Consider the following 18238-nt stretch of genomic DNA (forward strand, 5'->3'; position numbering starts at 1 on the left):
CGGAGACGCTCGCCCGCTCGAACGCCCACAACAGTTATCAGATAGAAGGATAGTAGATATGGACTGAACGTGGTGGGAGAACGAAAAGAAACATACGTCTCGGAAGGGTTTCATCTCCAATGAGACAGTGGCTTCGTCGACAGTTCAACGGCGCCTACGAGCGGACGCTCCGCCGTGAACTCGGAAACGGACCCGCGCACGTCGCCATCATCCAGGACGGCAACCGCCGGTACGCCCGGAGTCACGGCGACGACGAACCGGAGGGACACCGAGAGGGCGCGAAGACGACCGAACGCGTCCTCGATTGGTGCGACGAAGCCGGCGTCGAGGAACTGACGCTGTACACCTTCTCGACGGAGAACTTCGACCGCCCCGCCGACGAACTCGAACCGCTGTTCGACCTCATCGAGTCGAAACTGTACGAGTTCGCCGACGCCGAACGCGTCCACGACTCCGAGGTCCGCATCTGCGCCATCGGCCAGACGGACCGCCTCCCGGACCGCCTCCGCGAGGCCATCGACTACGCCGAGGGGGAGACGGGCGACTACGACGGCTTCCGTCTCAACATCGCCCTCGCCTACGGCGGCCGGGCCGAACTGCTCGCCGCCGCCCGCGACGTGGCCCGCGACGTGGAGGCGGGAGAGCTCTCGGCGTCGGACGTCTCTCTCGACGCCGTCGACGAGCGACTCTGTCGCCGCCCCGCCCGCGACGTCGACCTCATCATCCGGACGGGCGGCGACGAACGGACGTCGAACTTCCTGCCGTGGCACGCCAACGGCAACGAGGCGGCCGTCTACTTCTGTGCGCCCTACTGGCCGGAGTTCTCGAAGGTTGATTTCCTCCGCGGCCTCCGGACGTACGAGTCCCGCGAGAAGTCCTGGCAGCGCACCCGCACCGAACGGGCCGTCGCGCTCGTCCGGTCGGCGGCCGAGACGGAGTTGGCCGAGGCCAAGACCGTCGCCGGCCGCCTGCGCGAGCAACTCCCCTCTGCCGGAGCCGAGGAGGTCGTCGCCGAGTTGGAGCGACAGGGCGACGGGAGCGACGTGGAACGCAAGACCGAGACGGTTGAGTTCGCGGACTGACCGCGTCGTCGCACCGAAGCACGCGTCGCCTCGGAGCGTCCGCCCATCAGACGATACAAACGGCTGGGCGCACTACGCGAGGTACCGATGAAACCACGTTCCGGAGCGTTCGCAGCGGGTATCGTCTTCGTCTTCGCCGTCGCCGTCGTAGACGCGGGCGTTCTCGCGACTCTCGCTCCCCCGACCGCCGCTCAGACGGCTCTCGGAGTGCTCGACCGACTGACGGAGTTCGTTCGGGGTCTCGACCAGTTCCTCGAAGCCGTCCTCGACCTCGTGCGGACCTTCAGCAGTCTGTTCGGCGGTGAGGGCGGAGACTGACCTCCCGGCTCCGCTCGCAACGGCGTTCGGACGCTTCCTCCGTCGGCGCCCGAACCGCCGTCGGAACACTCCGACGAGATTCGGCCTACCGGCCACATTTCCGTCGCTCACTTCGTTCGCGACGGCGTTCGGCCTATCGACCGAACCGCCGCTGCCGGTTCTGGTAGTCGAGCACGGCCCGCAGGTAGTCCCGTTTCCGGAAGTCCCGCCAGTTCACGTCCGTGAAGTACAGTTCCGAGTAGACCGACTGCCAGATCATGAAATCCGAGAGGCGTTCGGCGCCCGTCTTGATGAGCAGGTCGGGTTCGTCGGGGAAGACGAGTCGCTCCTCGACGTGGTCGGCGCCGATGTCGTCCGGCGAGATATCGCCGGCCTCCACGTCCTCCGCGATGTCGCGCACCGCGTCGGCGAACTCCCGTTTGCCGCCGAGGCCGATGCTCACCTGCACGGGTTCGTCGGCGCGTTCCCGGTCGCCGGGGCCGCGGACGGCGATGGGGCGGGGGGATTCGACGTCGCGGAGTTCGCGTTCGAGGGTCTCGACGACGGCCTCGTCGAGGACGCTCACCGAGATGGTGACGCGTTCGGCGCCGAACTCGAACGCCCATTCGAGAAATCGCGACAGGGTCTCGTAGGCCCCCTGTTCGAGTAGGTCGCGTTCGGTGATGACGACGGCGACGTGCGACGGGGGGTCGGCGTCGTGCCGCCGGAGTCGGAAGGCGAGGTAACCGTCGTACAGTCCCACGGTAACCGATGCGTCCCCCCGTCGCTAAACCCCACCGATTCCGGCGCTCCGCCTCGGAGCGCGACCGACCCGCCCTCGCGCGCCCTCGGGGCCGCATGGGCCATGTCGGGAGGGTTAAGTGCGCGTCGGAGATACCCGACTGTGTGCAATCGACGCTCCGGCGGGCGGGCGGCTTTGCCGCTGTGGGGACGCTAGCGCTCGCCGCACCGGTGCTGAAGGCGGCGGCGTTCGCCCCGTTCGCGGCCGTCGCCCTCCTCGCGGCCTTCGTCGTGGACGACGGCCCCTTATTCGAGGTGTTCGCTCGCCCGGGCGACCACCAGGACGGCCGCCTCAACGGTCTCGCGGGGTTCGCGCTCGCCGCCGCCGGTCTCGCAATTCTCGTCGCGGCGATGGAGATGCCCGTCGCACTGTTCGTCGCCACCGTGTTGGTCATCTCCTACGGCAATCTCGGCAAGCAGGCCGTCGCTGCCGTCTCCGACGACCCCTTCCTCGGCACCTCGGGGTTCGTCGTCGGGGGGTTCCTCGGCGGTTTCTTCGGACAGATCGGTGCCCGCCTCATCGAAGAGACCGCCGTCCCGGTCGCCTCGCTGTGGCCGTCGCTTCCGCTGTTCGTTTTCCTCGCCTCGTCGGCGGCGGTCGTCGCCGCGCTCTTCCGCGAGATGCTGTTCGAACGCGACGACCCGCTGGTGATGCTGTCGACGGGACTCCTGCTGTGGCTGTTCGGCGCGCTCGCGGGACCGGTCGGCGCCGTCGAAATCGTCGGTGCGCTCGCTCTCACGGTCGCGCTCGGATACATCTCCTACGCGCTCGAAGCAGCCTCCGTCGCCGGGATGCTCTCCGGTGTCCTGTTCAGCCTGCTCGTTATCGTCTTCGGCGGCTTCGGCTGGTTCGCTGTCCTGATGGCGTTCTTCGCCATCGGCGCGTTATCGACGAAGTTCCGGTACGACGAGAAGCGCAACCGCGGCGTCGCGGAGGACAACGACGGCGCCCGCGGCACCGGTAACGTCCTCGGCAACGCCGCCGTCGCCCTCGTCGCCGTCGTCGGGTTCGCCGCCAGCACGCGGATACCGGTCGACGGGACGCTCTTTCAGTACGCATTCGCGGGGTCGATGGCCGCCGCCCTGAGTGACACGCTCTCCTCGGAGGTCGGCGGCCTCTACGACAACACCCGACTCATCACGACGTTCGAACGGGTCGACCCCGGCACCGACGGCGGCGTGACGTGGCAGGGGGAACTGTCGGGCCTCGTCGGCGCGGCCATCGTCGCCGTCGTCGCCATGCTCCTCCTCTCGGCCGTCACGACGCCCGTCGGCGGCGCCGTCGTCCTCCTCGGCGGACTCGCGGGGATGACCGTCGACAGCGTTCTCGGCGCCACCGTCGAGGGGGCGCGGGTCGGCAACGAGGCGGTCAACTTCACGGCGACGCTCGTCGGCGCCGTCGTCAGCACGGGCGTCGCCTTCCTCGTCCTCTGACGTGCCCGTCCGCCGCGCCCGCCCCGACGACCGGTCAACGCTCTCGCGCCTCCAGTCGCACCTCGACGAACCCGCTCCTCGACTGCTCGCCGCCGCCGGCCTCGTCGGCACCCTCTTCGTCTCCGTCGACGCCGACGACCGGCCGGTGGGCTACCTTCTCGCCGTCGAGGACGACGACGCCTGTCACGTCGCGGAACTGGTCGTCGCCCCCGACTGCCGGCGCGAGGGCCGCGCCCGCGACCTGCTGACCGCGGTGTTCGAGACGCGGCCCAGCGGGTCCGTCGTCACGGTCACCGTCGCCGCCGGGAACGACGCGGCGCGGTCGCTCTACGAATCGGTCGGCTTCGAGAAAGCGGGCCGCCGCCCGGACTACTTCGAGTCGGGCGACGCGGTGGCGTACGCGCTGACGGTCTGATCCCGCCTACTCGCCGGCGTCGAGCAACTGCTCGGCGGCGAGGACGCGGACGCTCACCGGCTTCTTCACGAACTCGCCGGTCGAGGCGGCGACGGCGTGCCCGACGCCGCGTTGGGCCGACACGTCGGCGAGACGCTGGTCGAACTCCCCGTCGAGTACGACCGTGTGCGGCGGCGTCTCCGCGTCGCGGATGGCGTCGAACGCCTCCGCGGCGTCGCGTTCGTCGACGGTCGCGAGTTCCTCGTCGAGGAAGCGGACGGTTCCCGACCCCGCCTCGACGACCTCCCGGACGTGTTCGAGGAGCGACTGCGGGGCGTTCGAGTCGGCGTCCTCGGGGGACGATTCGGACGCCGTCCCGTCCGTCGTCCCGTTCATCCCGGCGTCGCTCTCGGCGGTCTCGTCGGGGTCGGCGTCGCTCTCGGACGCCTCGGTGACCACGCCGGCCGCGCCGTTCGCGGACGTGGCGTCCCGGACCGTCGGTTGCGCGTCCGTCTCGGCCGGTCCGTTCGCCGCCGACGTCGTCTCGGGCGACGCGTCGTCGAGTCGTTCGACGGTGACGCCCGTCTGTCCGCCGGCGGACGCGTCCTCGGACCCCGTCTCGGAGGTCGGAGCCGCAGACTCAGTCGTCTGCGACTCCCGAGGAGGGTCCGCGGCGTCCCCCTCGGAGACCGGCCCGTCGGTCGCCGCCTCGCGGACGCTCCCCTCGGTCGGGAGCATCTCGAAGGCGACCTTGTTCCGGAGGGCCGACATCAACTCGTGGCGCTGGAGGTCCTCGACGGACTGCCCGTCGGGGGCGAACGCCACGTAGTCCACGTCGCCCACCTGCGCGAGTTCGCGCAGGATGAGTTCGCCGCCCCGGTCGCCGTCCAGGAAGGCCGTGACCGTGCGGTCCTGCGTCAACTTCGCGATGGCTTCGGGGACGTTCGTCCCCTCGACGCCGACGGCGTTCTTCACGCCGTAGCGGAGAAGCGTCAGCACGTCCGCCCGCCCCTCGACGACGATGATGGCGTCGGAGTCGTGGACGCGGGGACCCGCGGGTAGCCCCTCGAACTCGGTGATGTCCTCGACGCGGACGCTCTCTTTGACCTCGTCCAGAATCTCCGTGGAGGTCATGACGCTGTCGTCGAACGAGGAGGAGAGCAGTTCCTTGGCCCGGTCGACGACTTCGCGGCGCTTGGCCTCGCGCACGTCCTCGATGTCCGTGACCCGGACGTCGGACTGGCACGGTCCCACGCGGGTGATGGTTTCGAGCGAGGCGGCGAGGATGGCCGTCTTCACCTTGTCCAGACTGCTGGCGATGGTGACCGACCCGAACGACTGGCCGTTCTCGCTCTCTATCTGTACGTCTATGCGGCCGACTTTCGACGATTGTTGGAGGTCGCGGAGATCCAACTCCTCGCCGAGCAGACCTTCCGTCTGCCCGAAGATGGCGCCGACGACGTCGGAGCGTTCGACGACGCCGTCCGCGGTAATCGCGGCGTGAATGAGATATTTTGCTGTATCGTCCATGATGAGACACCCCTCCTGGGTGCTGAGATGATGATGGTAACGGTGTCACGAGCGACTCGGTGACGGCCTTATATAAGGGCCGCTACGGGCAAATAACTATCGTACCGGTCGTCCGTTTCGACGTTCGTCGTCGGGACGACGACGCCCCCACGGTACGTCCCTCGACCCTTCGGGGGCCGGTATCGGGTTTTCCTCCCCGGTCTCGCCCGATCCGAGGCTATGATGGAAATTTGTCTTCGGAATTGCCGAACGAATCGAAAACAACAATACTTACGTGATATGAGTGGTTATCCGGTTCCGATGACGCGACCGAAGACGGATTATCTGTGGGTCGGCGTGTTCGCCGTCCTAGTGACTTTCGCCGTTCCGTGGTTCATGTGGCGCGACGCGACCGTGTGGGCCGGACTGCCGGTGTGGCTGTGGTGGCACGTCGGGTGGATGGCGCTGGCCTCCGTGGCGTTCTACCTGTTCACGCGCGGCGCGTGGGACCGCGGCATGAACGTCGACGGGGAGGTGTGAGATGGTCGCCTCCGACCTCCTCGTGCAGACGGGCGTCGTCGGCGCCTACCTCGTCGTCTCGCTTCTCGTCGGCTTCGTCGCCTACCGACTGACGAGTCGGGACGCCGAGGACTACTACCTCGCCAGTCGGTCGCTGGGAACCGTCGTCCTCCTGTTCACGACGTTCGCGACGCTGCTCTCGGCGTTCACGTTCTTCGGCGGCCCCAACGTCGCCTACTCGGCCGGCCCCGAGTGGATTCTCGTGATGGGCCTGATGGACGGCGTCCTGTTCGCTCTCCTCTGGTACGTCGTGGGCTACCGCCAGTGGCTCATCGGACGCGCGCACGGGTACGTCACGCTCGGCGAGATGCTCGGCGACCGCTTCGGGTCCAAGCACCTCCGCGCCCTCGTCGCCGTGTTCAGCCTCTTTTGGCTGTTCCCCTACGTGATGCTGCAGCAGATGGGCGCCGGCGAGGCCATCGTTGGCCTCACCGAGGGCGCCGTCCCCTACTGGGCGGGTGCGGCTCTCATCACCCTGTTCATGATACTGTACGTCGGCCTCGCGGGCCTCCGCGGCGTCGCGTGGACCGACACGATACAGGGGCTGTTCATGCTCTCTATCGTCTGGGTCGCCGTCGCGTGGGTCGTCTCCGCGGCCGGCGGCCTCTCGACCATCTCCGCGGGGATGGCCGCGAACACGCCCGAGGCGCTCGCACTCGGCGGCGGCCTCTACACGCCCCAGTACGTGATATCGACGGCGGTCACCATCGCCTTCGGCGTCGTGATGTTCCCGCAGATAAACCAGCGGTTCTTCATGGCGAAGGACGCGCGCGTGCTGAAGCGGTCGTTCGCGCTCTGGCCCGTCCTCGTCGTCCTCCTGTTCGTCCCCGCGTTCCTCCTGGGCGCGTGGGCGGCCGGACTGGGCGTCGAGGTGGCCGAGGGGTCGAACGTCATCCCCGCCCTCCTGAACGAGTACACCCCCGTCTGGTTCGCCGCACTCGTCATCGCGGGCGCGATGGCGGCGATGATGTCTTCCTCGGACTCGATGCTGCTCTCGGGGTCGTCGTATCTCACCCGCGACCTCTACCGGCCGTTCGTCAACCCGATGGCGTCCGACGACCGGGAGGGCTGGGTCGCCCGCATCGGCGTCGCCGCGTTCGCCGTCCTCTCGTTCGTCGCCAGCCTGTTCCGGCCGGGGACGCTGGTCGAGGTAGGCGACACCGCCTTCGGCGGGTTCGCGCAGTTGGCGCTCCCGGTGATGGTGGCGCTCTACTGGCCCCGGACGACGAAGCTCGGGATGTACGCCGGTATCGTCGGCGCGCAGGCGTTCTACCTCCTGCACGTTTTCCTCCCGCCGGTGACCGTCCGCGGCGCGACGCTGTTCGGTCCGACCTACCTCGGCTGGGACTTCGCGCTCTGGGGGATGGGGCTCTCCCTCGTACTCACCGTCGGCGTCTCGCTTCTGACGCCCGCGGCGGCCGGGGAGGACGCCGGCACGTTCGCCGTGGGCAGTCGCGCCGACTGAGAGACTTATTTCGAAACGGACACCGAACGACGCTCGCGGTTCTCGTTCGGTCGGCGTATGCACCGCCGCGTACCGATTATCGAACTTCCGAAGCGCTCATGCCCGTTCGGACGAATCCTCTCGCATGAACGAACCGGGCGTGGGAGCGCTCCTCACTCAGGAGTCGATGGCCGCCCGCGTCGAGGCGGGGGAGATGCCCGAGTGGGCCGTCCGACACTTCGAGACGTTCACCGACGCCCTCCTCGGCGAACGTGACGGCACCCCGTTCCCCTGCTACTTCGGCGCGAACTCCGTCCGCGACGGCGAACCGCTGTACGCCGCCGTCCCGTCGCTGGTGGAGAAGGACGCGCTTTTCGCCTTTCGGGACGCCCTACTGGAGTATCTCGACGTCTTCCGCGAGATGCCGGGACGGACGTCGTTCGTGACGTTCTTTCGCCCGCCGGACCGCGAGTTCTCGGAGGGCGACTACCACGAAGCGCTGTGGCACCTGCTCCAGTTCCTCCACGTCCACGACCCCGAACCGTGGCCCGAGGACATCCCGACCGACCCCGACGACCCCGAGTGGGAGTTCTGCTTCGGCGGCGAACCGATGTTCCCCACCTGCCGCGCGCCGTTCTACGAGGGGCGCCGGAGCCGGTACTGCCCGGTCGGCCTCGAAATCACGTTCCAGCCCCGGTCGCTGTTCGACGGCATCACGGTCGACACCGAGGCCGGACGGCAGGCCCGCGAGACCATCCAGTCCCGGATGGAGGAGTACGACGGCGTCTGCCCGCACGCCGACCTGGGCGACTGGGGCGTCGACGGCGACCGGGAGTGGCCGCAGTATCTCTTCCGCGAGGACGCCGCCGAGTCGCCCGACGAGTGCCCCATCGTCGTCACCCGCGAGCACCCGAAGGCCGCGCCACCGCACCCGAACCTACCGCCGGAAACCGGGGCCGCCGATGACTGAGGAACGTATCGACGCCGACGCCGACGTTGACGCCGCTTCCGCCCCCGCCCTCCTCCTCGTCGACCTTCAGACGGGTCTCGACGACCCGACGCACGGGGAGCGCAGCACCCCGGACGCCGAGTCGAACGCCGCCCGCCTCCTCGACGCGTGGCGCGAACGCGACCACCCGCGCGTCCACGTTCGCCACGACTCCACCGAACCGGACTCGCCGCTTCGCGGCGACGCCCCCGGGTTCGCGTGGAAACCGGAGACGGCCCCCCGAGACGACGAACCCGTCTTCACGAAGCGGGTCAACTCGGCGTTCGTCGGGACGGAGTTAGAGTCGTGGCTCCGCGACGGCGGTCACGAGTCGGTGGTCGTCGTCGGCCTCACCACCGACCACTGCGTCTCCACGACGACGCGGATGGCCGAGAACCTGGGGTTCGACGCCACCGTCGTCTCCGACGCCACCGCGGCGCACGAACGCGAGGGACCGGACGGCGAACGCTACGGCGCCGACGAGATGCACCGGACCGCGCTGGCGCACCTGTATCGGGAGTTCGCGGACGTACGAACGGCCGACGAGGTGCTGTCGACGCTGTAACCGCCGTCGCCGCCGTCGGCACCGCGACGCCCCCGGGTGTCGGTGAGTTTACAGCTCCGCGCGACGACCGACCGGTATGAAGCGCCGCCGCCTGTTTTTCGTCCCCGCCCTCCTCTTTCTCCCCGGGTCGCTCCTGTTCGTCGCCGTCGCCCCGCCGCACACCCTCCTCTCTACCCTCGTCGTCGGTTGTCTCTTCGTCGCGGGGTGCGGCTTCGCCGTGGCCGGCCTCGTCCCGTCGGTGTCCGTCGGGGGTCGAGAGGTGCCGTGGTACGCCTTCGCCGGCGTCGCGGACGTTGCCCTCGGCGTCTCGATGCTCCTGAACGCGGTGCAGATGGCCGCCGGCGGGAGCGGCGAGGACCTCTTCTTGGCCGTCGCCACCGGCCTCGCCGGATTGCCGCTGCTGTTCATCGGCGCCGACTACCTTCGGGGCGGAAAGTACCTCGACGTGAGCGTCTTCGAGTGATGCGAGAACGGGGGGAACCGAGGCCGAGCCGTCCTAACTCAGGATGAGCGACCCGACCGTCAGCGTCTGCTTCGCCAGCGTCGCCAGACGGAGCACGTAGGCGATGAACACGAGAAACGGCAACACCGACACCGTGAACGCCGCGCTGACGACCCACAGTATGGTCTCCAGACCCAGTATCGTCCCGGTGAACGTGTTCGGGTCGACGAAGATGACGACGGCGCCGGCGATGACCAGGGCGGGGACCGAGGCGTACAGAATTGCCCGCGAGAGCTTCACCAGCGCCCACTGGAGGTACAGCACCTTCACGTACTCCCGGAGCGGTCCGTACATCGTCACCCCTTCCAGCACGTTCCGGAGCGCACCGCGTTCGTCCTCGCTCATCTCCGGTTCGTACTGCTCGCCGAGGCGCCGCGCGTCGTACATCTTGCGGGCGTAGTTGAAGTCCAGGGCGGGCGAGACGACGTTGAACGTCCCGAAGTCGGAGTCTTCGAGCTCCGACATGGCCGTATCGGCGTTGTCTTCGAGGTCCGCGACGTACTCTCCGATTCGGTCCCGGAACTCCTCGCTGTCGTTTCCCTCGACGGCGTCCCGGAGCGCCCGCGCCCGTTGCACGCACACCTCGATAACCTCCGCGAGGAGCACCGCCGGGTCCGAGGGCGTCGTCTTCCCGAGCAGTTCGTCCGTGTTCTGATAGAAGTCCATCGTCACGTCCATCCGGTTGCGCTGGGTTCCGAGCGACCCGATCTCCTGTGAGAGCACGAGCTGATTTATCGAGACGACGAGCGTCGTGCTGGTGATGATGGCGCCGACGAGCCCCGAGAACAGCGTCTCGACCATGTCGCTCGTCTCCATCGTCGCCCTGAGCGACACCGGTTTGAGGACGCCGGCCCCCACGAACGTGAGGAAGACGACGAGGGCCAACGCGCCGATGATGACCCGGCGGTTCACGCCGAGGAGCACCCAGAACAGGTACTTGTTCACGCCGGTCCGTTCGCGGAGCCTGTTCTCCGTCGAGAGGTCGTCAGTCATCGTCGACTGGTCGCTTGAAGACGACGAACTTCGTCCCGCCCTTGTCGTACTCGATGGTGCCCGTGAACTCCCAGCCCTCGGCGCCGAGTTCGTTGAACTGCGCCGTCGGGTTGACCGCCTCCCGTTTCGTCAGCCCCTGGGTCGGTTCGACCGCCTTGTACTCCCACTCTGTTGGTTCGCGGTTCGCCATACCAGAACGACAGACGCGGGACAGTTAACTGGCGGCGTTGCGCCCACCTCCCGCGGTCGCCGTCCGGACCGGCGGCCTCGGCGGGAACGCTTTTTCCGGCTCCCGGCGATGGGGCCGTGTGGCTCGAACCTCCCGTCGCCGCCGCGTGCTCGCCGCGTTCCTCGTCGTCTGTAGCGTCGCCTTCGGTGGCTGTCTCACGGTCGGTCCGACCGCCGAGGCGGACACGAGCGACTCGGCCGTCTTCGAGCGCGTCTCGGCGACAGAACCGTGGTCCGGGACGGGCGTCCGGACGCGGGTCACGCTGAAGTCCACGCCGGAGGCCGGGACCGTGACGACCATCTCGGTCGTCGAGGCGTCGGGGCGGACGTTCCGCACGACGGAACTCGACCCCGGCCAGACGACGGTGATCCTCTCTCTGCCCGCGCACGCGAACGTGACGCTCGTCGCCAGCGACTCGGTCAACTCTTCGACCGTCGGGACGCTGAACGTGACCACCGGCGGAGAGAGGGTGTTCTGACGCCGCCTCGTCTGACTCCCCGAGACGCCATCTGGTGACTTTTATAGCCGCGAGAGCCACCTACCGCGTATGCAGACGCACATCGTCCCGGTCGGGTTCGACTACGACCGACTCATCGCGCCGCTGATACGCGACCAGTTGGACGTCGACCGCGTCATCCTGTTGGAGGGGGCGGTGGGAAGCGAGGCGAACGTCGAGTACTCGCAGAACCTCTCGCAGAAACTGGAAAAGGACTTCCAGAACCTCCTCGGCGCCGATACCGAACGCGTCGTCATCGAGGACGTGTACGACTACGACACGGCGTTCGAGCAGGCGTACGACCTCATCAACACCGAACTCGATAGAGGTGAAGACGCCGAGGTGTGGGTGAACGTCTCGGCGATGCCGCGGCCCGTCTCCTTCGCGTTCGCCACCGCGGCCCACTCGGTGATGGTCGAGCGACAGGAGGATAGAGAGCGCATCCACACCTACTACACGGCCCCCGAGAAGTATCTGGAGACCGAACTCGCGGAGGAGGTCCGCGAGGCGCGCGACCTGCTCGGCGACCTCTTGGACGGCGAGGAGTTGGACGACGACCGCGTCCGCGAGCGGTTCGAGACGGCGTCCGATCTCTTGGAGGAGTTCGACGAACGCGGGACGACCATCGGCGCAAAGCGCATCGGCGACGAGCACATCGTCGAGTTGCCCGTCGCCTCCTTCTCGAACGTCAAGCCGTTCGAGGAGATAATCCTCTTCGAGTTGGGCGAGTACGGCGAGTTCGAGTCCGTCTCCGAGTTGGCCGAGACGCTCGCCCGCGACATGAACGAGGAGTACACCGACTCCTTCCGCTCGAAGGTCATCTACAACGTCGACAGACTGGGTCCCGGCGGGAAGGGCTACATCGAACAGGAGGAACACGGCAAGTCCTACCGCACGCGCCTCTCGCGCATCGGCGAATTGTGGGTCCGGTCGCACGCCGGCGCCGACGCCGACGAACTCTCCCGGACCGGCGGGGAGTTCTGACCTTCGAGAGCGCTATTCCCAGTCGAGACCCGCCGAATTCGCCGGGGCCTCGAGCGGACTCGTCGGGAGGCCGTCGGCCACGGCGGGGTCGTTGTACTCGCCCGGCGCCACGTCGTTCGGGCCGTCGGGGTAGAACAGCGACGCGAGCAGTTGCACGTGGTCGCGGCCGACGTCCAACTCGAACTGGCCGCCGCCGTACAGCGAGATGTCGTTGGCCTCGGCGTACTCGATGGTCTCGAACAGCGACTCGACCGTGCCGAACCGCGACGGTTTGACGTTCAGCCACGAGGGCTCGAACGGGAGTTCGCGCACCGAATCGACGCCGGTGATTGGCGCGTCCCACGAGACGCGGTCCTCCTCGCCGTCGAACAGCGGTCGCGTCTCCTCGGTGAGCGCCGGGTCCTCGACCACCGCGTCCGGGAATCCCCGCAGCACTCGCTCGTACAGGTCGGGGTCGGGCGCCTGGTCCACGTCGGTGCCCTCGTAGTGTCCCTTCAGGTCGACGATGCGGACGGCGCCCGTTCCGGCGAGCGAGTCGACGAGTTCGTCGGTCCAGTCGGTCGTCGGGTCGAGTTTGAACTCCGCCTCGGGGTCGGCGTCGAGCAGTTCCTCCACCCGGTCGGTCGTCGGCGGGTCGCCCAGTCGGGTCGAGACGACGAACCGGAGGGGGTTCGGCGTCCGGCCGACGGCCTCCCCGAGCGAGCGGTCGTTCTGCTTGAGCGCGAGGTCCAGCGCCGCGGATTCGAGCGCCCACCGTCGGTAGTGGCGGGCCGTCTCGCGCGCCGGCGGCGCCCTCGGGAAGAGGTCGACGTCGTCGAGGTACTCGGAGAAGGCGGCGAACGACCCGTACCGTCCCCGGAGGTCGAACGCGGGAGCGCTCTCCAGCACCTTGTGGTCCTCCGTGTCGTAGGAGACGTCCTCGCCGCGGCCGGAGGCGTCGTCGCCCCGCAGGTGAAACGTCGTCGTCGTGCGTTGGAACCCGCTCGACGTGTCGCGTTCCCGCCGCGTCCGCGCCGTGTCGGTGATACGTAGCGGAAGCCCGGAGACGGCGTCGTAGAGGCCGCTCATGGGTGTTCGACCGGTACGCTCGCCAGTTCGCGTTCTGTTTCCGACCCCCGCCGCCGTCGCCCGAGAGAGAACTCCGTAGAGACGCCCTCGGACTCTCTCTCGTAGTTCAGAAGAAGCAATCTACCCTCGAAGAGGGTAGTTCGTGTATTCACTGTTCGCCTTGTATATTACTGCGGACGACGCGGGGGGGGGGCGGGAGCCACCTTGCCCGTCCGAGCGTTCGTGCGCGAGGCCCCGACGGACCGCCTCCGCGGACGCTTCCGTCACTGTCCCGAGCGGTCGTCTCGGTCGTCGCGAACGAACCGAAGCAGCGGTACGAGGTCGTCGAACCGCGCGCCGCGACGGAGGACGCCCTCGTCTCTGTCCCACTCGACGAACTCCGTCGCGTCGAGTTTCGGCAGGTGGACGTGGTACAACGTCGCCCGACGGCCCGGCGGGGCATCGTCGCCGTCGCCGAGGAGTTCCGCGTCGATTCGAAGCGACTCCTGGTCGAGGAGTTCGAGGAGGATTCGTCTCCGGGAGGCGTTCGACAACGCCTCGAATCGCTCGTCGACTCGGTCGGAGTCGCGCTCAGGTCTCCGGTCATCTGCTCCCGACATTTGTGCCCTCTCACCCCGCCTCGAAGCCGACACGGCGGCGGTCCCACCCGCGCTACCGTCCGGCACACATAACAATCTTGGTCTCTTACTATTCTTAAACCGATGCCTGTGCAATCATGCCTTTCAAATAGGGGTGGGCCGTCTCAGAGCCGATGGTAGTCATCGTCCACGTTCTCGTCGACGCGGATGCCTTCGACCTCGGGCGGGTGACGCAGGTCGGCCCCGAGGTGCGCGTCGAACTCGAACGGGTCGTCCCGACGGACGGGAGCGTGATGCCCTTCTTCTGGGCGTCCGGAGCGGAGTCCGAGGCGTTCGAGCGCTCGGTGCGGGGGAGCGATGCCGTCGAGGAGTTGCGAGCGCTCGCGCGCGTCGACGGGCGGGTGCTCTACCAGGTGCGCTGGACGGAGACGACGCCGAGTCTGACGGGGGCCATCGCCGCGCACGACGGCACCATCCTCGAAGCGTCCGGCGGTCGGACGTGGTCGTTTCGACTCCGGTTTCCGGACCACCGCGACCTCGCGGCGTTCCACGAGGACTGCCGGGCGCGCGGCGTCGACCTGCACGTCGAGCGAATCGCCACGCTCGACGCGGAGTACGCCTCAGAGTACGGCTTCGACCTCACGACCAAACAGTCGGACGCCCTCGCGTTGGCGGTCGAGTCGGGGTACTTCGAGGTGCCGCGGCGGGTGACGCTGTCGGAGGTAGCCGACGAACTCGGAATCAGCCAACAGGCGGCCTCCGAACGGATCCGACGGGCGGCCGACACCGTCCTCCGTCGGGCGTTGATGTCGCGGTCCGGAAACGACCGCTGAGCGCCGACCTCGCGTCGTCGCGTCCGCGTTCGTCGCCTCAGACCCGGCCCGAGCGGAGTTCCAACTTCTTCACGCGCGTCGAGAGCGTGAGGAACGTCGCGGCCAGGGTCAGCGTGACCGCCCCGGCGGCGGCGACCTGGAGGACGGTCGACCCCGCGAACGGGACGGCGTCGGCCAGCGGTAGCGACGTGTGGTGCGGGTTCCCGACGATCGGAACGAAGTAGTCGACCACGTCGTTGAACCCGTACCAGACGACGGCGACGGCGACGGCCCGGACGGGAAAATCCGAGATGCGGTGGAGGACGAACGCCTCGACGGCCATGGCGAGGTGGCTGAACACGAGAAAGAGATACATCGGCAGTACCGTCCCCGCGAGGAACGCCTCGGAGAACGTCACGAGGACGAACGGGGTCCACAGCCCGAGCTTCAGACAGCCGAAGAACGCGAGGGCGTTCAGATACTCGTTGGACCGGCCGAGTTTCCAGAGAGCGAACGCGCCCGCGACGAACAGCGTTCCGACCGGACTGTCCGGGACGAACGGCCACATCACGACCGGTTCGCTCGCGAACTGCCACGTTATCAGCGGGTCCGAGAGCGGGAGCGGGTGGAAGCCGTAGTACCAGAAGCCGAACGCGGTGCCGAGGAGGTTGGTGGCGACGACGACCCAGACGAGCGTGAGTCCCGCGTTCTCCACCCGTTCGGGCAGGGGTGCGAGCCACCGCGGGAGTCGGTCGGCGGGCGGGAGTCCGTCGCCGTCGAACAGGCGACTGAGTCCGGTGGACGCGGCCATACGTCGGGCAGGGACGAGCGTTACAAAGCGATGGCGGTTCGGGGAATCGGAGGGGTCGGGAGCCGACCGGGCCGACCGAGTCGAACGGTCACCCTCCGCGCGCGACTCCCGTCCCGCCCGCCGTCGGCCGCACTGGTTGGTCTTAAGTAGGTCGACCCGTAACCTCCGAGTATGCCCGAAGAGACCGATTTGGAAGAGCTCCGTCGCGGGACGGACCTCGTCAAGCGCGGCTTCGCGCAGATGCAGAAGGGCGGCGTCATCATGGACGTCGTCGACGCCGAACAGGCACGAATCGCCGAGGAGGCGGGCGCGGTGGCGGTCATGGCGCTCGAAGCGGTCCCCGCCGACATCCGCAAGCGCGGCGGCGTGGCCCGGATGGCCGACCCCGCCGACGTGAAGGAGATAATCGACGCCGTCTCCATCCCCGTGATGGGCAAATCGCGCATCGGCCACACGAAGGAGGCGCAGATTCTGGAGTCCATCGGGGTTGACATGGTCGACGAGAGCGAGGTGCTGACGCCCGCCGACGACCGCTATCACATCGACAAGCGCGACTTCACCTCGCCGTTCGTCTGCGGCGCGCGCAACCTCGGCGAGGCGCTCCGCCGCATCGAGGAGGGCGCGGCGATGATTCGGACGAAGGGCGAGGCCGGCACGGGCGACGTGAACCAGGCCGTCCACCACCAGCGCAACATCAAAGGCGCCATCCGCGAACTCGAAGGTAAGACGCACGAGGAGCGCGAAAAGTGGGCCCGAGAGCACGAGGCGCCCGCCGAACTCGTCCACGAGACGGCCGAGATGGGCCGGCTTCCGGTCGTGAACTTCGCCGCCGGCGGCATCGCCACGCCCGCCGACGCCGCCCTGATGATGCATCACGGCTGCGACGGCATCTTCGTCGGGTCCGGCATCTTCGGCGCGGAGAACCCCGACGTGATGGGCGAAGCCGTCGTCGAGGCGGTCAACAACTGGGACGACCCCGAGCGACTCGCGGATATCTCCTCGAACATCGGCTCGGGGATGAAGGGCGAGGCGAACGCCACGCTCCCTGACGAGGAGAAACTGCAGGGTCGCGGCGTCTGAGTCGGAAAAAGAGTCGTTTTCTCTTCTGCGGTCTCGCGCGTTGTCGGCGTTACGCGACGGTGTTCGCGTCCGAGGTGCTCGAATCGACCGCGTCCTCGCCCATCACGACCGTGACGGGGCCGTCGAAGCTGAGGAGCACGGTCTGTGCCACGTCGCCGAACAGGGCCTTCCCGGTCGGCGAGCGCTTCCGCCCGCCGAGGAAGACGTGGTCGACGCCCTCCGCGCGGGCCACGTCGAGGATGGCGGCCGCCTCGCGACCGATGGTCCCCACGGGCCGGTAGGAGACGTCGACGCCCGCCAGTTCCTCGTCGGCCAGCGCCATCGCGCCGCGTTCGGCCGACTCCTCGGCCTGTTCGAGCGTGTAGACGGCGTCCGAGGACCCGATGCCGGCGACGGCCCGGCGCTTCTCCTCGAACTCCTGTTCGGGGATGACGGTCAAGAGGACGAGTTCCGCGTCGGTGGCGGCGGCGTACTCGCCCGCCTCGCGGAGGAGGCGGCGGCCGCGTTCGCCCGGCGTCACGACGACGAGTGCGTGGTTCATACTCGAACGTACGTTCGATGTCGTGAAATATCTACTCGAATACGTGTTGTCGGAGCGCACGGGAGCGGTCGGCACGGAGGCGTCCGGTAGACCGCCGGTCGGCGTCCGAACGGGAAGAGAATCGGTCAGAACAGGTCCGCGCCGCCGCCGACCCTCGTCTTGTACGCCCGGGCCTCGACGCCGGCGTCCTCGAAGGCGTCGAGCATCGCGGCCGCGATTCGCCCCCGTTCGTCGGGGTCGCAGACGGCGAGCAGGGACGGCCCCGCGCCCGAGACGGTGACGCCCGTCGCGCCCGCCTCCAGCGCCGCCGACCGGACGGCGTCGTAGCCGGTGATGAGTTCCGACCGCGCGGGCGTGACGAGTCGCTCGTCCATCCCCTTGCCGACGAGTTCGGGGTCCGACCGGCACATCCCGACGGTCAGCGTCGCCGCCGACCCGACGGTGTGGACCACGTCCGCCATGTCGGCCCGGTCGGGGACGACGCGGCGGGCGTCGCGCGTGGAGACGGCTATCTCGGGGAGGCAGGCGACCAGGGAGATATCCGTCTCCACGGGGGTCACCTCGTCCTCGCGGGCGACGGTGAATCCGCCGAGGAGGGCGGGAGCGACGTTGTCGACGTGCGCCTCGCCGGAGACGACGGCCTCGCCCTCGGCGGCGACGGGGACCAGTTCGGTCCGGGTGTGTCCCCGTTCGTAGAGGGCGTTCAGCGCGAGGGCGGCGCCAGCGGCGCTGGCCGCCGACGAACCGAGTCCCGAGGATGGCCTGACGCCTTTGTCTATCTCGATGTGCGCCGGGGCGTCGAGGGCGTCGGCGACGGCGCCGACGACGTTCTTTTCGGGGTCGGTCGGGATGTACTGGCTGCCGACGCCGGTCACGTCGATGGTCGTGCGCGGGGCGCGTTCGACGCGAATCACGTCCGCAGGTCGGTCGAGGGCGACGCCGAAGACGTCGAAGCCGCTCCCGAGGTTCGCACTCGTCGCGGGTGCCCTAACCGTTCGCATGGACCGTTTCTTCCCCAACTGCGGGTAAAAAGGTAGCGAAGCGGGGAAAT

Annotated in this window: 22 protein-coding genes; 13 read left to right on the forward strand and 9 right to left on the reverse strand. The window is 68.3% G+C overall.

Features of this window, described 5'->3' with window-relative positions; all coding sequences use genetic code 11:
- Nucleotides 1-119: 119 nt before the first annotated feature.
- Complete coding sequence (gene uppS / locus C474_RS04725) at nucleotides 120-1082, forward strand: polyprenyl diphosphate synthase (RefSeq protein WP_008384477.1); 963 nt, start codon at nucleotides 120-122, stop codon at nucleotides 1080-1082.
- Between the two features lie 87 nt (nucleotides 1083-1169).
- Nucleotides 1170-1400, forward strand: a complete 231-nt coding sequence (locus C474_RS04730; RefSeq protein WP_008384478.1) for a hypothetical protein — start codon at nucleotides 1170-1172, stop codon at nucleotides 1398-1400.
- A 133-nt stretch (nucleotides 1401-1533) separates the two neighbouring features.
- On the opposite strand, the gene C474_RS04735 is transcribed toward C474_RS04730, so the two are convergent.
- The gene (locus C474_RS04735) at nucleotides 1534-2142 is read right to left on the reverse strand and encodes an undecaprenyl diphosphate synthase family protein (protein ID WP_008384479.1); all 609 of its coding nucleotides are present in this window, start codon (nucleotides 2140-2142) and stop codon (nucleotides 1534-1536) included.
- A 143-nt stretch (nucleotides 2143-2285) separates the two neighbouring features.
- On the opposite strand from C474_RS04735, the gene C474_RS04740 reads away from it, so the two are divergent.
- Both C474_RS04740 and C474_RS04745 read left to right on the forward strand, forming a co-directional pair.
- Nucleotides 2286-3614, forward strand: a complete 1329-nt coding sequence (locus C474_RS04740; protein ID WP_049916720.1) for a DUF92 domain-containing protein — start codon at nucleotides 2286-2288, stop codon at nucleotides 3612-3614.
- A gap of 1 nt (nucleotide 3615) precedes the next feature.
- Nucleotides 3616-4029: a GNAT family N-acetyltransferase gene (locus C474_RS04745; protein ID WP_008384481.1), complete on the forward strand. Its 414-nt coding sequence runs from the start codon at nucleotides 3616-3618 to the stop codon at nucleotides 4027-4029.
- Between the two features lie 6 nt (nucleotides 4030-4035).
- Here the strand turns inward: C474_RS04745 and dnaG are convergent, their stop codons facing one another.
- On the reverse strand, nucleotides 4036-5538 hold the full coding sequence (dnaG, locus tag C474_RS04750; RefSeq protein ID WP_008384483.1) for a DNA primase DnaG: 1503 nt from the start codon (nucleotides 5536-5538) through the stop codon (nucleotides 4036-4038).
- 300 nt (nucleotides 5539-5838) lie between these two features.
- Between dnaG and C474_RS04755 the strand changes: the two genes are divergently transcribed.
- The 5 genes from C474_RS04755 (at nucleotide 5839) to C474_RS04775 (ending at nucleotide 9556) form a co-directional block, all read left to right on the forward strand.
- A complete protein-coding gene (locus C474_RS04755) occupies nucleotides 5839-6057 on the forward strand; it encodes a DUF3311 domain-containing protein (RefSeq protein WP_049916721.1) in 219 nt (72 codons plus the stop codon).
- A gap of 1 nt (nucleotide 6058) precedes the next feature.
- Entirely contained in the window at nucleotides 6059-7561 is a 1503-nt protein-coding gene (locus C474_RS04760; RefSeq protein WP_008384487.1) for a sodium:solute symporter family protein, read from the forward strand.
- A gap of 124 nt (nucleotides 7562-7685) precedes the next feature.
- Nucleotides 7686-8510, forward strand: a complete 825-nt coding sequence (locus C474_RS04765) for a YqcI/YcgG family protein (protein ID WP_008384489.1) — start codon at nucleotides 7686-7688, stop codon at nucleotides 8508-8510.
- Nucleotides 8503-9093: a cysteine hydrolase family protein gene (locus tag C474_RS04770; RefSeq protein WP_008384491.1), complete on the forward strand. Its 591-nt coding sequence runs from the start codon at nucleotides 8503-8505 to the stop codon at nucleotides 9091-9093. The genes C474_RS04765 and C474_RS04770 overlap by 8 nt, the downstream gene beginning before the upstream one ends.
- A 76-nt stretch (nucleotides 9094-9169) precedes the next feature.
- Complete coding sequence (locus tag C474_RS04775) at nucleotides 9170-9556, forward strand: hypothetical protein (RefSeq protein ID WP_008384493.1); 387 nt, start codon at nucleotides 9170-9172, stop codon at nucleotides 9554-9556.
- A gap of 33 nt (nucleotides 9557-9589) precedes the next feature.
- On the opposite strand, the gene C474_RS04780 is transcribed toward C474_RS04775, so the two are convergent.
- Both C474_RS04780 and C474_RS04785 read right to left on the reverse strand, forming a co-directional pair.
- The gene (locus C474_RS04780; protein WP_008384495.1) at nucleotides 9590-10588 is read right to left on the reverse strand and encodes a hypothetical protein; all 999 of its coding nucleotides are present in this window, start codon (nucleotides 10586-10588) and stop codon (nucleotides 9590-9592) included.
- On the reverse strand, nucleotides 10581-10778 hold the full coding sequence (locus C474_RS04785; RefSeq protein ID WP_008384497.1) for a DUF4177 domain-containing protein: 198 nt from the start codon (nucleotides 10776-10778) through the stop codon (nucleotides 10581-10583). Before C474_RS04785 ends, C474_RS04780 begins: the two co-directional genes overlap by 8 nt.
- Nucleotides 10779-10896: 118 nt before the next feature.
- Here C474_RS04785 and C474_RS04790 point away from each other — a divergent pair, with 118 nt between their 5' ends.
- A complete protein-coding gene (locus C474_RS04790) occupies nucleotides 10897-11295 on the forward strand; it encodes a hypothetical protein (RefSeq protein ID WP_152421594.1) in 399 nt (132 codons plus the stop codon).
- Between the two features lie 69 nt (nucleotides 11296-11364).
- Nucleotides 11365-12297, forward strand: coding sequence for an HFX_2341 family transcriptional regulator (locus C474_RS04795; RefSeq protein WP_008384501.1), 933 nt, complete (start codon nucleotides 11365-11367; stop codon nucleotides 12295-12297).
- Nucleotides 12298-12309: 12 nt separating this feature from the next.
- Here C474_RS04795 and C474_RS04800 read toward each other — a convergent pair whose 3' ends face one another.
- Nucleotides 12310-13365, reverse strand: coding sequence for an enolase-like domain-containing protein (locus C474_RS04800; RefSeq protein ID WP_008384503.1), 1056 nt, complete (start codon nucleotides 13363-13365; stop codon nucleotides 12310-12312).
- Nucleotides 13366-13628: 263 nt separating this feature from the next.
- Entirely contained in the window at nucleotides 13629-13964 is a 336-nt protein-coding gene (locus tag C474_RS04805; RefSeq protein ID WP_008384505.1) for a DUF7344 domain-containing protein, read from the reverse strand.
- Nucleotides 13965-14116: 152 nt separating this feature from the next.
- Here C474_RS04805 and C474_RS04810 point away from each other — a divergent pair, with 152 nt between their 5' ends.
- Entirely contained in the window at nucleotides 14117-14776 is a 660-nt protein-coding gene (locus C474_RS04810; RefSeq protein ID WP_008384506.1) for a helix-turn-helix domain-containing protein, read from the forward strand.
- Nucleotides 14777-14813: 37 nt separating this feature from the next.
- Here C474_RS04810 and C474_RS04815 read toward each other — a convergent pair whose 3' ends face one another.
- Entirely contained in the window at nucleotides 14814-15566 is a 753-nt protein-coding gene (locus C474_RS04815) for a DUF1405 domain-containing protein (protein ID WP_008384509.1), read from the reverse strand.
- Between the two features lie 171 nt (nucleotides 15567-15737).
- On the opposite strand from C474_RS04815, the gene pdxS reads away from it, so the two are divergent.
- On the forward strand, nucleotides 15738-16646 hold the full coding sequence (gene pdxS, locus C474_RS04820) for a pyridoxal 5'-phosphate synthase lyase subunit PdxS (protein WP_008384511.1): 909 nt from the start codon (nucleotides 15738-15740) through the stop codon (nucleotides 16644-16646).
- Nucleotides 16647-16695: 49 nt separating this feature from the next.
- On the opposite strand, the gene C474_RS04825 is transcribed toward pdxS, so the two are convergent.
- Nucleotides 16696-17187 carry a universal stress protein gene (locus C474_RS04825; RefSeq protein ID WP_008384513.1) on the reverse strand — a complete coding sequence of 164 codons (492 nt, stop codon included), beginning with the start codon at nucleotides 17185-17187 and terminating at the stop codon, nucleotides 16696-16698.
- A 125-nt stretch (nucleotides 17188-17312) separates the two neighbouring features.
- Complete coding sequence (locus tag C474_RS04830; protein ID WP_008384515.1) at nucleotides 17313-18188, reverse strand: homoserine kinase; 876 nt, start codon at nucleotides 18186-18188, stop codon at nucleotides 17313-17315.
- Between the last annotated feature and the right edge of the window lie 50 nt (nucleotides 18189-18238).

This window comes from Halogeometricum pallidum JCM 14848, assembly GCF_000337095.1.
GTDB lineage: Archaea > Halobacteriota > Halobacteria > Halobacteriales > Haloferacaceae > Halogeometricum > Halogeometricum pallidum.